The 12,672-nt window shown below is 60.8% G+C and carries 13 protein-coding genes; 8 read left to right on the forward strand and 5 right to left on the reverse strand.

The genetic code is table 11. The annotated features are described in order from the left end of the window. Positions 1-93: 93 nt before the first annotated feature. Positions 94-978, forward strand: coding sequence for a formyltetrahydrofolate deformylase (purU, locus tag ACQZ5N_RS06235; protein ID WP_078052082.1), 885 nt, complete (start codon positions 94-96; stop codon positions 976-978). A 142-nt stretch (positions 979-1,120) separates the two neighbouring features. Beyond that, positions 1,121-1,819, forward strand: coding sequence for a GntR family transcriptional regulator (locus ACQZ5N_RS06240; protein WP_269831060.1), 699 nt, complete (start codon positions 1,121-1,123; stop codon positions 1,817-1,819). A gap of 42 nt (positions 1,820-1,861) precedes the next feature. On the opposite strand, the gene ACQZ5N_RS06245 is transcribed toward ACQZ5N_RS06240, so the two are convergent. From ACQZ5N_RS06245 to ACQZ5N_RS06265, 5 genes are all read right to left on the reverse strand, one after another. Beyond that, a complete protein-coding gene (locus tag ACQZ5N_RS06245) occupies positions 1,862-3,370 on the reverse strand; it encodes an HAL/PAL/TAL family ammonia-lyase (protein WP_448732435.1) in 1,509 nt (502 codons plus the stop codon). Continuing rightward, the gene (locus ACQZ5N_RS06250) at positions 3,363-4,193 is read right to left on the reverse strand and encodes a quaternary amine ABC transporter ATP-binding protein (RefSeq protein ID WP_003519594.1); all 831 of its coding nucleotides are present in this window, start codon (positions 4,191-4,193) and stop codon (positions 3,363-3,365) included. Before ACQZ5N_RS06250 ends, ACQZ5N_RS06245 begins: the two co-directional genes overlap by 8 nt. Continuing rightward, positions 4,186-5,043, reverse strand: a complete 858-nt coding sequence (locus ACQZ5N_RS06255) for an ABC transporter permease (RefSeq protein ID WP_003519593.1) — start codon at positions 5,041-5,043, stop codon at positions 4,186-4,188. Before ACQZ5N_RS06255 ends, ACQZ5N_RS06250 begins: the two co-directional genes overlap by 8 nt. Before the next feature lie 95 nt (positions 5,044-5,138). Further along, positions 5,139-6,176, reverse strand: a complete 1,038-nt coding sequence (locus ACQZ5N_RS06260; protein ID WP_448732436.1) for an ABC transporter substrate-binding protein — start codon at positions 6,174-6,176, stop codon at positions 5,139-5,141. Positions 6,177-6,277: 101 nt separating this feature from the next. Beyond that, the gene (locus tag ACQZ5N_RS06265; RefSeq protein ID WP_448732437.1) at positions 6,278-6,619 is read right to left on the reverse strand and encodes a hypothetical protein; all 342 of its coding nucleotides are present in this window, start codon (positions 6,617-6,619) and stop codon (positions 6,278-6,280) included. A 130-nt stretch (positions 6,620-6,749) separates the two neighbouring features. Between ACQZ5N_RS06265 and hutC the strand changes: the two genes are divergently transcribed. From hutC to ACQZ5N_RS06295, 6 genes are all read left to right on the forward strand, one after another. Next, a complete protein-coding gene (gene hutC / locus ACQZ5N_RS06270; RefSeq protein WP_003519590.1) occupies positions 6,750-7,490 on the forward strand; it encodes a histidine utilization repressor in 741 nt (246 codons plus the stop codon). 277 nt (positions 7,491-7,767) lie between these two features. Beyond that, positions 7,768-8,370: an amino acid synthesis family protein gene (locus ACQZ5N_RS06275; protein ID WP_448732438.1), complete on the forward strand. Its 603-nt coding sequence runs from the start codon at positions 7,768-7,770 to the stop codon at positions 8,368-8,370. 11 nt (positions 8,371-8,381) lie between these two features. Further along, a complete protein-coding gene (locus tag ACQZ5N_RS06280; protein WP_448732439.1) occupies positions 8,382-9,227 on the forward strand; it encodes an alpha/beta fold hydrolase in 846 nt (281 codons plus the stop codon). After that, positions 9,224-10,162, forward strand: a complete 939-nt coding sequence (locus ACQZ5N_RS06285) for a flavin reductase (RefSeq protein ID WP_448732440.1) — start codon at positions 9,224-9,226, stop codon at positions 10,160-10,162. The genes ACQZ5N_RS06280 and ACQZ5N_RS06285 overlap by 4 nt, the downstream gene beginning before the upstream one ends. Next, positions 10,159-11,199: an LLM class flavin-dependent oxidoreductase gene (locus ACQZ5N_RS06290; RefSeq protein WP_448732441.1), complete on the forward strand. Its 1,041-nt coding sequence runs from the start codon at positions 10,159-10,161 to the stop codon at positions 11,197-11,199. The genes ACQZ5N_RS06285 and ACQZ5N_RS06290 overlap by 4 nt, the downstream gene beginning before the upstream one ends. A gap of 4 nt (positions 11,200-11,203) precedes the next feature. After that, entirely contained in the window at positions 11,204-12,670 is a 1,467-nt protein-coding gene (locus tag ACQZ5N_RS06295) for an aldehyde dehydrogenase (protein ID WP_448732442.1), read from the forward strand. The last annotated feature ends 2 nt before the right edge of the window (positions 12,671-12,672 follow it).

Raw genomic sequence — 12,672 nt, forward strand, 5'->3', positions numbered from 1 at the left:
CGCGCGCTTTAGATCTTTGTTTTTAAGCATGTCTCCCAAAACCGCTGCACACTTTTGGGCGACATGCTTTATCGATGACAGAAAGAGTGCCAGATGACGAACTTCGTCCTGACCGTGACATGCAAATCCACCCGCGGCATTGTCGCCGCCCTTTCAGGCTTTCTCGCTGAGAAGGGATGCAACATCGTCGACAGTTCGCAATTCGACGATCTCGGCACTGGCCGTTTTTTCATACGCGTGGGTTTCATTTCCGAGGAGGGTGCGACACGCGACGCCTTGATGGCCGGGCTTGCTCCGATCTCGGAAAAGTTCGGCATGGAGGTGGCGCTGCACGATCAGGCAGAGCGGATGAAGGTTCTTTTGATGGTGTCGCGCTTCGGCCATTGCCTCAATGACCTGCTCTACCGCTGGCGCATCGGGGCGCTGCCGATCGATATTGTCGGTGTGGTTTCCAACCATTTCGATTATCAGAAGGTCGTCGTCAATCACGACATTCCGTTCCACCACATTCCGGTGACGAAAGAGAACAAGCCGCAGGCCGAAGCCCGGATCATGGAGATCGTGGAAAGTTCGGGTACGGAACTCATCGTGCTGGCGCGTTACATGCAGGTGCTTTCCGACAGGATGTGCGAGGCGATGTCGGGCAGGATCATCAATATCCATCACTCCTTCCTGCCGTCCTTCAAGGGGGCCAACCCTTACAAGCAGGCCTATCAGCGCGGTGTGAAGCTGATCGGTGCGACGGCGCATTATGTGACCGCCGATCTGGATGAGGGACCGATCATCGAGCAGGATACTGTGCGTATCACCCATGCCCAGTCGGCCGAGGATTACGTGTCGCTCGGCCGCGACGTGGAGGCGCAGGTGCTGGCGCGTGCCATCCACGCCCATATTCATCGGCGTGTATTCCTGAACGGTAGCCGAACCGTGGTGTTTCCCCCCGGTCCCGGCTCTTACGCTTCGGAAAGAATGGGATGAGCATTCTGCGTGAGCCGTGCTGATGTTGCCTTAAGCAGAGCACGGCGCTAAATAAGCTGGTACGCCATAATACAAAAGCCATTTCCCGTTTTGTTCGTAACTGCGTTGCAACGAAACGGGAGGTGTCAAACGAGGTGATACCATGACAGATGCTTCGCACGGAACTGCCATTCGCGTTGAGCGCCCGACAAAGACGCTGAGGGAGCTCGCTCTCGACAAGGTCCGTGACGCCATCGTGAACGGTTATTTCCGCCCGGGCGACCGTCTGGTGGAGCGCGATCTCTGCGCCCAGCTCGGCGTTTCCCGCACCATCGTTCGTGAGGTTCTGCGGCATCTGGAATCCGAGGGGCTGGTGGCGAATTTGCCGAACAAGGGCCCGATGGTCGCGATGCTCGATCTCGATGAGGCGAAGCAGATCTATGAAATTCGCGGTGCGCTGGAAGGAATGGCGGCACGCCTTTGTGCGGAGCGCCGCGATCCTGCCATCGTGGAAGCGCTTGAAGTGTCGCTCAGTCATATCCGCGAAAGCTATGTCGCCAAGGATATGCCGGGCGTTCTGGCGCATACCTCGTCCTTTTATCAGACGCTGTTCAGCAAGATCGACCGGCATGTCGCCTGGGGCGTCGTCAACCTGCTGACAGTGCGGATCAACCATCTTCGTTCGATGACGATCAAGACGAAAAGCCGCGATACCGAAGGTCCGGCGCAAATGGAAAAAATCGTCGAAGCCATCCGGCAGGGGGACGGAGACGCCGCTTACAAGGCGGCTCTGGACCATGTTGCGAGCGCAAGCGCGATTGCGGAAGCCGTTCTCATCGCCCAGAAGACCGGCAAAGAGTAACCTCTTCCGCATCGTGTGCGGCTAAAATTTCCAGCGTAGCATTCAAACTGCGTCGGCACCTATCCCCGCAAGCGTGGTTTGCAGCATTTCCCGAACGGCAGCTACCAGATCGTTGAGCGGCTGGTCGTCGCGGTAAAATGGCGCCGCCATCCGGACACGCCGGTAGAGCGTATCGGTGCCGGGCGCACGGCCGCCTTCGCCCGGCTGCATGTCGTAAGCCTGTGACGCGCTCATGATCTCGATTGCGAGAATGGTTTCCAGATTGTCGATAATCGAAAGCGTCTTGTCGGCGGCGGCGGTGGCATGTGTCAGTATATCCTCCTGCAAGGCGGAGGTGATGCCGCCATCGAGGCTGGCGGGGGCGGCGAGGCGGCGGTTTTCCGCGGCAAGCGCTGCGGCCGTGTACTGGATGATCATGAAACCGGAACAGACACCGTCACTTTCCGCCAGAAAGGCGGGCAGCCCGCTGACAAGCGGGTTGACGAGCCGGTCGATACGTCGCTCGGAAATCGCTGCGAGTTCGGCTGCGGCCGTCGCCAGCCCATCCATGGCAAGCCCGAGCGCCGCACCGACAGCATGGGCCTGGGAATGGACCTCGGGCGACTGTGGCGTGCCGCCGACGACCGGGTTGTCCGTGACGCTTGCGAGCTCGCGGTCTACGACGTCGGCGATCTGCGCGACGCTGTCGCGAACGGCGCCATGCACCTGCGGCACGGCGCGCAGGCTGAGCGGATCCTGCGTGCGCGATCCGGCCGACCGGGCAAGAAGCGGGCTTGCCGCCAGAAGCTGGCGCAGGTTTGCGCCGACGGTCTGGATGCCGGGCGAGCTGCGCAGTGCCAGCGGCCCTGCGGCGAACGGATCGGCCTGCGCACCAAGGTTTTCATAGCTCATTGCCGCTGCCGCATCGGCCCAGTCAAGGAGCGAAGTCGTGCGGGCAAGCGCGAGGCTGGCGAGGCCGGTGGCGCAGGGTGTGCCGTTGACGAGGCTGAGCCCCTCCTTCGCCTGCAGAACCATGGGTTCGAGGCCGAGCTTTTCGAGCCCCTGCCTGCCGCTGATGAGTTCGCCGCCGTGGCGGGCCTGGCCTTCGCCGATCAGCACCAGCCCTATCGCCGCGGCATGGGTGAGGTAACCCACCGAGCCCTTTGATGGAATGAGGGGAAGAATATCGCCATTCAGCAGGGCGAGTAGCGCTTCGACCGTCTTGACCTGCACGCCGGAATAACCATGCGCAAAGTTGTTGATCTGGGCGGCCATGATGGCACGCGTTTCTTCGCGCCCGAGCGGTTCTCCGACGCCGCAGGAATGGCTGAGTATAATATTGCGGGAAAGGGCCTGCTGCTGCGGGATGTCGACGATCACATCGCAGAGTGCGCCGACACCCGTATTGATGCCGTAACCGCGCACCCGTTTTTCGACGAGCGCATCGACGATGGCGCGGGCTTCGGCAATGCGCCGCCACGCTTTATCCGACAGGGAAAGCGTGGCGCCCTTTGCAACAGCGGCGATCTCTTGCCAGGTGAGGGGGCGATCGATGGTGATCGTATCAGCCATGCTGGCCTTCTCCCGCACCCGTGCGGCGTTCCACGAAACGGGCGACATAGTCGTTTGCGGGGCTGTTGAGGATCTGGTCCGGCGTTCCCACCTGCACCAGTTTGCCGTCCTTCAGGATCGCGATCTGCGCGCCGATGCGGAGCGCCTCGTCGAGATCGTGGGTGATGAAAACGATAGTCTTGTGCAGGTTCTTTTCGAGCTGCAGCAACTGATCCTGCATGTCGGCGCGGATCAACGGGTCGAGCGCCGAAAAGGCCTCGTCCATCAGGATGACGTCGGTATCGGCCGCCAGCGCGCGGGCGAGGCCGACGCGTTGCTTCATACCGCCGGAAAGCTGGTGCGGAAACTTGTCCTCATAACCAGAAAGGCCGACGGTCTCGATCCACTTCATGCCGATGGGCCGCGCGTCGGCCTTGGTCAGCCCGCGCACACGCTGGCCATAAACGACGTTCTGCAACACGGTGCGGTGCGGCATCAGGCCGAAATTCTGGAACACCATGCTGACGCGCCGGTTGCGGAAGTCGCGCAGGTCCTTCGGTTTCAGTGCGAGAACATTGTCGTCGCCGACGAGAATCTCGCCGCTTGTCGGTTCGATAAGACGGTTGATGTGGCGCACCAGCGTCGATTTGCCGGAACCGGAAAGGCCCATGATCACGAAAATGCGGCCGCCGGCTATATCGAGGCTGACATTGTCGAGCCCGACGCTGCATCCCGTCTTTGCCAGGATGTCGCTTTTCTCCGCGCCCTGCTGCGCCATGGCGAGCGCGGCCTTCCAGTTGCCGCCGAAGATCTTGGACACGTTGCGGATATGGATATCAGTCATTGCCCATTTCCTTTCGGCTGGATCGGCCAAAACCCTGGGTGATACGATCGAGCACGATTGCGAGAATAACGATGCCTAGACCCGCTTCGAGGCCTTTGCCGACATCGAGCGTCTGGATGCCGTTCAGCACCTGCTCACCGAGACCGCGTGCGCCGATCATCGAGGCGACGACGACCATGGAGAGCGCCATCATGATCGTCTGGTTGAGGCCGGCCATGATCGTGGGCGTGGCGAGCGGCAATTCGACGCCGAAGAGGATTTGTCTCGGGCTGCCGCCAAACGCGGTCGCCGCCTCCACCACTTCACGGTCTACCTGCCGGATGCCGAGATCGGTCAGGCGGATCAGCGGCGGGACGGCATAAACGATGGTCGCCAGCACGGCCGGAACCTTGCCGAGGCCGAAAAGCATGATGGCGGGAATGAGATAGACGAAGCTCGGCATGGTCTGCATGACGTCGAGCACCGGCAGGGTGATGCGCCTTGCCCACTCGCTTTTGGCAAGCAGGATGCCCATGGGCACGCCGATGACGATGGAGATGAGGCTGGCAATCAGCATCAGCGCCAGCGTCTGCATCGTCAGGTCCCAGAGACCGAGCGCGCCGACGATGAAAAGCATCACCGCCACCATGATGACGAGCGAAATCTTCTTCGCCGCGAACCAGGCGAGCACCAGGAAGACCAGAAAAATGACCCACCACGGCAGACCGCGCAGCACCCATTCCACGAAGAGGATCGCCTGCAGGATCGTCTGCGATATCGCCTTGAAAACGGAGCCGTAATTCACCACCAGCGAACGCACGATCTCATTGATCGGGCCTCGGATGGAAATATGGAAAACTTCAGGAAACATTGGTGTCGTCCTCGCGCCTGCCGACCCCATGTCCGGTAGCCGGCCCCTGTCCTGACGGGAAAATGCGCGCCGGAAGCCCGGCGCGCCTGCGATGTTTACTTGACGGCGGCTTCGATCCGCGCCTTGGCGTCCGCAGAAACCCAGCTGCCCCAGATATCGGCCTTGGTCTGAAGGAAGGTCTTTGCGGCGGTTGTCGCATCGACCTGCTTGTCGGTCATGTAGGCGAGGCTGGAGTTGATCTCCGCTAGCGGGAATGTCGCCTTTTCAAGGATCGCGATGATGTCCGGCGCTTCCTTCGCAAAGGTGCTGTTCACGCCATAGGCCACCTCGACGGAGGGGAAGGCGCAACCGGCGTCGCGCTTTCCATCGGCGCTCGTCAGTTCCTTCCAGCAGGTGTCGCTATAGGCCGGCTCCTGCAACTGGATGAGCTTGTATTTGCCCATGATTGCCGTCGGGCTCCAGTAATAGAACAGCATCGGCTCGCCCTGGAGGTAGGCGGCGGCAATTGCGGCGTCGAGAGCGGTGCCGGTGCCGGGGCGGAAGTTCACATAGTTTGCTTCCAGCTTGTAGGCCTGCAGCTTGGCGGTGTTGACGCCTTCGCAGGTCCAGCCCGAGGGGCAATTGAGGAAGCGGCCCTTGGTCGGCTCTTCCGGATCCTTGAACAGTTCGACGATCTTCGGGTCGGAAAGCTGGTCGACGCTCTTCAGGTCCGGAGCCTTGGCTTCGATGCCTTTTGCCGGGTCGCCCTTGACCAGATATTCCGGCACGAACCAACCTTCGGCGGCGCCAACGAAGGTCTTGCCGACCGATGTTACCTGACCGGCTTCCGCAGCCTTGTTCCAGACGTCGGAGCGGCCGATCCATTCTTCAGCGAAGATCTGCACATCGTTATTGGCGGTCGCCTGTTCCAGCGTCACGGAGTTGCCGGGAATGGAATCGACCTTGCAATCATAGCCCTTGGAGAGGATTTCCTTCATGACTTCGGTGATGAAAGCACCGCTTTCCCAGTCGATGCCGGCGAAGGTGATGGTCTTTCCAGCGGCGCAATAGCCTTCCGCTCTCGCGGACCCGGCATAGGCTCCCATGATGAGCGCGGTGGTGGCCAGCGCGATTTTCAGCTTTGAATTCAGCATTGCATTCCCCTTTTGGTTTGATGATTGGCAAGTTGCTGGCATGCGTTTTGTGGTTTCAGCCGGGCGCGCCCTGAGCAGATGTCTACCCCTCAGCCCGGCGGTCATTGGTGCATTTCATGTCCCGTCGAAATCGGCGGCCGGGCGCTCGTCGAATCAATATGGAATTCGATGTTCACCCTGGAGCGGTGTGTCGGAAGTTCACTATACAACTTTGAGAAATTCATATGCTTCACGCGCATTGGCCATGCCGGGTCGAAGGCGTATGCGGTTGGCGGGTTCCGGCAAGGGCGGTCTTTCAGCGCATATTGTCCGGCCGAGCCACCAAACATGGCTTCGGCGTCGGTATGGCAGCTCCTGCCGTTGCGCTGGGCGGGCATTCGAATATCGCCCCGACCATCGGCGGGAGACTTGCGGCCGCTGGAGATCGAGTCTTCGCTTGCCATTATTTTCCCCTCAAGTTGTATATGTAACTTCACACATTTGCGAAAGACAAGCAAGATAGGATGTGATAATTTTGTGCTTGCGCGGATTCTGGCTGCGTTTTGTGCAGTCGCCCGATTTTTAGGAGTTTCAATGCTGCCCGTCACCGAAAACGAGTTTCCTGTCTCGGGCGATCGCTCCTCCCTGCCGCTGTATGAGCGGGTGAAAGAACAGATCAAGGAAAAGATCGCCAGCGGCGAGTGGTTGACCAACCACAGGATACCCTCCGAAAACGAGATCGTCGACATGCTGGGTGTCAGTCGCATGACGGCAAACCGCGCGCTGCGGGAGCTGGCAACCGAGGGGGTGATCGTTCGTGTGCAGGGGCGCGGGTCCTTTGTCGCCCCGAAAAAACGAAGCGCCGGCATGATGGGCGTGCGCAATATCGCCGACGAGATCAAGGAGCGCGGTTCGACGCATCGGCCGAGCCTGATCCTCGCCCAGACGGAAGTTTGCGGTCCCGATCTTGCAACGGCGCTGGAGATCGCCGTGGGGGCGAAGGTTTTTCACTCCATCATCGTGCACCACGAAGACGATGTGCCGATCCAGCTTGAAGATCGCTTCGTCAATGCGGAGATCGCTCCGGATTATCTGATGCAGGACTTCAATACGCTTACCCCGAATGCCTATCTGACGGCGGCGGCGCCGATTTCGCGTACCGAGCAATTTATCGAGGCGGCATCGCCCCAGCCCTGGGAATGCAAATTGATGGCCATCAGCCGAAATGAGCCCTGCCTTCTGGTGCGCCGCAGAACCTGGTCATCGAGCCGTGCCGTCACGTCCGTACGGCTGCTCTATCCCGGTTCCCGATATCGGCTTGAAAGTCAGGAATAGAGGCCGCCGGCCTCAGTTGCTCTGATCTTCCGGAACATTACCGCCGTACAAGACGGCTACTTGCGTATCCAGCCCGGCTGATGATGCCCCGGTCAAATCTGCCCCATTTTCCCGCCTCCAATCGTTGCTTGCCAAGTGCAATCGGTTGCCCATAGCGCTCGACTTATCGGCGACGACAATCCCCAAAATTCAACTGCTCGCCCTTGCGGGATTACGGTACTTGACAGTTATATATTATGGCATACCATAAGCCATCATATTTACGGAGAGAGCGCTGATGTCCATCCAGATCCGCAAGACCCTGCTGCAGGTCGAAACGACGTTGATTGAGGGGGGCAAGGCTGCCGCAGCGCCGTTGAAGCTGTTCGCCGCCATTGCGGTCGTTAAAAATCCGTGGGCGGGCAAAGGTTTCGTAGCTGATCTGAAGCTGGAAATTCACGCAGGCGCGCCGGTGCTTGGCGAGTTGCTGACGAAGATGATCCTTGACGCTGTCGGTTCCGGTGAGGCGGTGGAGGCCTATGGCAAGGCGGCCGTCGTGGGGCTGGATGGTGAGATCGAACATGCCTCCGCGCTCATCCATACGCTGCGCTTCGGCAATCACTATCGTCAGGCGGTCGGCGCCAAATCCTATCTTGCCTTCTGCAACACGCGCGGCCCCGGCAATGCGCCGATCATGATCCCCCTGATGGACAAGAATGATGAAGGCCGTCGTTCGCATTATCTGACGATCCAGACGGCCATTCCCGATGCTCCGGCCGCCGACGAGATTGTGATCGCGCTCGGTGCTTCCGTTGGCGGCCGGCCGCATCACCGCATCGGCGACCGTTATCAGGATCTGAAGGATCTCGGTCAGGATGTCGCCAATCCGGCCGGCGTTTGAGGCGCACACCAATGCAAAGGGTCGCCGACACGTCACGGGTCAATGGTGCAAAGGCAGGCGCCGCCACGCTCCCCCGGAAAACGACCGGAGGCGGGGCCGCCTATTTCGAAGCCGGCGCGGGCGAGAATCTGATCCTCATCCACGGTGTTGGAATGCGGCTCGAAGCCTGGACGCCGCAGATCGAGGTGTTTTCGAGGACGCACCGCGTCATCGCGGTCGATATGCCGGGCCACGGCGGCAGCGAACGTCTTGCGGCCGGCAGCACTCTTGAGGATTTCGTCGGCTGGTTCGGCCGGTTTCTCGACGACATGCGGATAGACCGCGCCAATGTCGCCGGGCATTCCATGGGGGCGCTGATTTCCGGCGGGGCAGCCGCGATGCTTGGAGATCGCATAGCGCGTGTCGGGTATCTGAACGGTGTTTATCGCCGCGACCCCGTTGCGAAGGCAGCGGTGCTTGCGCGCGCGGCGGCGATCCGCACCACGGGCGTGGACAAGGAAGGCCCCTTGCTGCGCTGGTTCGGCGATGATCTGAAAAGCCAGCACGCGCGGGAATTGACGAGAGGCTGGCTGGAAATGGTCGATCCGGAAGGTTACGCGGTCGCCTATACCGCCTTTGCGGGCGGGGACGAGACCTATGCCGACCGCTGGCCTTTAGTCACCTGCCCGGCGCTTTTTCTGACCGGTTCGGACGATCCGAACTCCACGCCCCTGATGGCAGAACAGATGGCGGCGATCACGCCGCGCGGTTATGCCCGCATCGTCGAGGCGCACCGGCATATGGTCAATCTGACCGCACCCGAAACCGTCAATGCACTGATGGCCGAATGGCTGGCTTTAGAGGAGGAGCCGCAATGACCGTTGCAACCCTTGACCCGCGCGCCCTGCGCGACGCATTCGGCGCCTTCGTGACGGGGGTGACGATCGTTACCACCCGCGACGAAGCCGGAAAGCCGGTGGGTTTCACCGCAAATTCCTTCACCTCGGTCTCGCTCGATCCGCCGCTGCTGCTGATCTGCCTTGCCCGCACCTCGCGCAATTTCGCGACGATGACGGGTGCGAAAAATTTCGCCGTCAATATTCTGTCGGAAGGCCAGAAGGACCTGTCCAATACGTTTGCCCGGCCGGTGGAAGATCGTTTTGCCGCCGCCATCTGGTCGGATGCGCCGGCAGGCTCACCGGTCTTTGCCGATGTTGCGGCCTGGTTCGAATGTTCGATGCAGGAGGTTATCGAGGCCGGAGACCACGTCATTCTGCTCGGTCGTATCGACGCTTTCGAGAATAGCGGTCTGAACGGCCTCGGTTATGCGCGCGGCGGTTACTTCACGCCGATGCTGGCCGCCAAGGCGCTTTCGGCTGCGGCAGAGGGTGAAATCGCTGTCGGCGCGGTTCTTGAGCGTCGCGGCGAGATTTACCTCGTCGGGGAGGATGTGCTGTCGCTGCCCGGCTGCGTCGTGGCGGGCGGCGATCCGGTCGCGGCGCTGACGGCGCGGCTGGAAGAGCTGACCGGACTGAGGGTCAGGACGGGCTTTCTTTACTCGGTTTATGAAAACAAGGCGGATGGGCGTCAGCACATTGTCTACCACGCGCTGGCGGATGGGGACGATGCGCCGCGCCAGGGCCGTTTTCTGTTGCCCGGCGCGCTGGCTTCGGCAAAGTTCGACTCCGGCGCGACCGCGGACATTGTCAACCGGTTCGCGCTGGAAAGTTCAATCGGCAATTTCGGTGTCTATGTCGGTAACGAGACTGCCGGCAGGGTTCATCCCATCTCGATGAAGGCGGCAAACCCATGAAATTCTCCCTCTTCGTTCATATGGAACGGCTGGACGCCTCGCAGGATCACAAGACGCTCTACGAGGAGTTTGTGACGCTTTGCGAAATCGCCGATCGCGGCGGCATGCATGCCATCTGGACCGGTGAACATCACGGCATGGATTTCACCATTGCGCCGAACCCCTTCGTGACGATTGCCGATCTTGCCCGGCGCACCAGGACGGCGCGTCTCGGGACGGGCACGGTGATCGCGCCCTTCTGGCACCCGATCAAGCTTGCCGGCGAAGCAGCGATGACCGACCTCATCTGCGACGGCCGTCTCGATATCGGCATTGCGCGAGGCGCGTACTCGTTTGAATATGAGCGGCTGCTTCCGGGTCTCGATGCCTGGGGCGCCGGCCAGCGCATGCGCGAGCTGATCCCAGCCGTCAAAGGTGTGTGGGCGGGCGACTATGCCCATGACGGCGAATTCTACAAATTTCCGGCCACCACCTCCGCTCCCAAGCCATTGCAGCAGCCTTTCCCGCCGATCTGGGTGGCGGCGCGCGATCCGAACTCGCATGAATTCGCCGTCGCCAATGATTGCAACGTGCAGGTGACGCCACTCTGGCAGGGCGATGACGAGGTGGAAACCCTGATGGGCCGCTTCAACGATGCCTGCGCCAAGAACCCGGAAAAACAGCGGCCGAAAATCATGTTGCTTCGCCACACCTATGTCGGTTCCGATGAAGCCGATATCGCTCAGGCGGCGCATGAGATGAGCGTCTATTACAATTACTTCTTCGCCTGGTTCAAAAACGAAAAACCGATCCATCAGGGGCTGATCGAGCGTATTGCGCCCGAAGACATCGCCGCCAACGCGATGCTTTCCACCGATGTCATGCGAAAGAACAATGTCGTCGGCAATGCCGATGAGGTGATTAGCCGGCTTAAATCTTACGAGGCCATGGGCTATGACGAATATTCCTTCTGGATCGATACGGGCATGAGCTTCGAGCGTAAGAAGGCCTCGCTGGAGCGCTTCCTGTCCGATGTCATGCCGGCTTTCGGGGAGTAACGCGATGCGCAGTTTCCAGTGCTATATCGACGGACATTTCGAAGACGGCGAGGCGCGTTTCGCAAGTCTCGATCCCGCAAGCGGCACTGCATGGGCCGAAATGCCGGAAAGCCGCGAGGCGGATGTCGGCCGTGCGGTCGAGGCCGCTCACCGGGCGCTTTACGAAGATGCAGGCTGGTCGAAACTGACGGCGACACAGCGTGGCAAGCTGCTCTACCAGCTCGCCGATCTGGTCACTGAGAATGCGAAGACGCTCGCCGAACTCGAAACCCGCGATACCGGCAAGATCATCCGTGAGACCTCCGCGCAGATTGCCTATGTCGCGGATTATTATCGTTATTATGCGGGTCTGGCCGACAAGATCGAGGGCGCCTATCTGCCGATCGACAAGCCGGATATGGATGTCTGGCTGCGGCGCGAACCCGTGGGCGTCGTGGCGGCCATCGTGCCGTGGAACAGCCAGCTGTTTCTCGCCGCCGTCAAGATCGGTCCCGCACTGGCCGCCGGCTGCACCATCGTCGTCAAGGCCTCGGAAGATGGGCCGGCACCCCTTCTGGAATTCGCCCGGCTGGTGCATGAGGCCGGTTTTCCCGCCGGCGTCGTCAATATCGTCTCCGGCTTCGGCGCGTCCTGCGGCACGGCGCTCACCACCCATCCGAAGGTGGCTCATATCGCCTTTACCGGCGGTCCGGAAACGGCGCGTCATATCGTGCGCAATTCGGCTGAAAACCTCGCTTCCACCTCGCTGGAACTCGGCGGCAAATCGCCGATCCTCGTTTTTGCCGACGCCGATCTCGAGAGCGCCGCCAATGCGCAGGTGGCTGGCATTTTTGCCGCGACCGGCCAGAGCTGCGTCGCCGGCTCGCGGCTGATCATCGAAAGAAGCGTTAAGGATCGGTTCCTCGAGATTCTGAAGGCGAAGGCTGAGGCGATCCGCATCGGCTCGCCGCTGGATATGGCGACGGAAGTAGGCCCGCTGGCGACGGAGCGCCAGAGAAAGCATATCGTTTCTCTGGTTTCCGCCTCCGTGGACGCGGGCGCCAAGGTTGTCACAGGCGGTGCGCCTGTAGACGGCGACGGTTATTTCTATCGGCCAACCATTCTCGATTGCGACGGCATTCGTTCCCCATCGATGGAGAAAGAGTTCTTCGGCCCCGTCCTCTCGGTCATTTCCTTTGAAACCGAAGCGGAAGCCATCGCGCTGGCCAATGACACGGTCTATGGGCTTGCCTCCGGTGTCTTCACGCAGAACCTGACGCGCGCCCACCGTCTGATGAAGGCGATCCGGGCCGGCATCGTCTGGGTGAATACCTACCGTGCGGTCTCGCCGATTGCGCCTTTCGGCGGATTTGGCCTGTCGGGCGACGGACGCGAGGGCGGGCTTGCGGCGGCGCTCGATTACACGCGCACCAAGACCATATGGTTGCGCACCTCCGATGACCCGATCCCCGATCCCTTTGTGATGCGGTGAGC

The sequence above is a fragment of the Agrobacterium sp. 22-221-1 genome, from assembly GCF_053522445.1.

Coding starts and splice junctions, on each gene's coding strand:
- purU (WP_078052082.1), top strand. CDS start 94: ATGACGAACTTCGTCCTGACCGTGACATGCAAATCCACCCGCGGCATT.
- ACQZ5N_RS06240 (WP_269831060.1), top strand. CDS start 1,121: ATGACAGATGCTTCGCACGGAACTGCCATTCGCGTTGAGCGCCCGACA.
- ACQZ5N_RS06245 (WP_448732435.1), bottom strand. CDS start 3,370: ATGGCTGATACGATCACCATCGATCGCCCCCTCACCTGGCAAGAGATC.
- ACQZ5N_RS06250 (WP_003519594.1), bottom strand. CDS start 4,193: ATGACTGATATCCATATCCGCAACGTGTCCAAGATCTTCGGCGGCAAC.
- ACQZ5N_RS06255 (WP_003519593.1), bottom strand. CDS start 5,043: ATGTTTCCTGAAGTTTTCCATATTTCCATCCGAGGCCCGATCAATGAG.
- ACQZ5N_RS06260 (WP_448732436.1), bottom strand. CDS start 6,176: ATGCTGAATTCAAAGCTGAAAATCGCGCTGGCCACCACCGCGCTCATC.
- ACQZ5N_RS06265 (WP_448732437.1), bottom strand. CDS start 6,619: ATGGCAAGCGAAGACTCGATCTCCAGCGGCCGCAAGTCTCCCGCCGAT.
- hutC (WP_003519590.1), top strand. CDS start 6,750: ATGCTGCCCGTCACCGAAAACGAGTTTCCTGTCTCGGGCGATCGCTCC.
- ACQZ5N_RS06275 (WP_448732438.1), top strand. CDS start 7,768: ATGTCCATCCAGATCCGCAAGACCCTGCTGCAGGTCGAAACGACGTTG.
- ACQZ5N_RS06280 (WP_448732439.1), top strand. CDS start 8,382: ATGCAAAGGGTCGCCGACACGTCACGGGTCAATGGTGCAAAGGCAGGC.
- ACQZ5N_RS06285 (WP_448732440.1), top strand. CDS start 9,224: ATGACCGTTGCAACCCTTGACCCGCGCGCCCTGCGCGACGCATTCGGC.
- ACQZ5N_RS06290 (WP_448732441.1), top strand. CDS start 10,159: ATGAAATTCTCCCTCTTCGTTCATATGGAACGGCTGGACGCCTCGCAG.
- ACQZ5N_RS06295 (WP_448732442.1), top strand. CDS start 11,204: ATGCGCAGTTTCCAGTGCTATATCGACGGACATTTCGAAGACGGCGAG.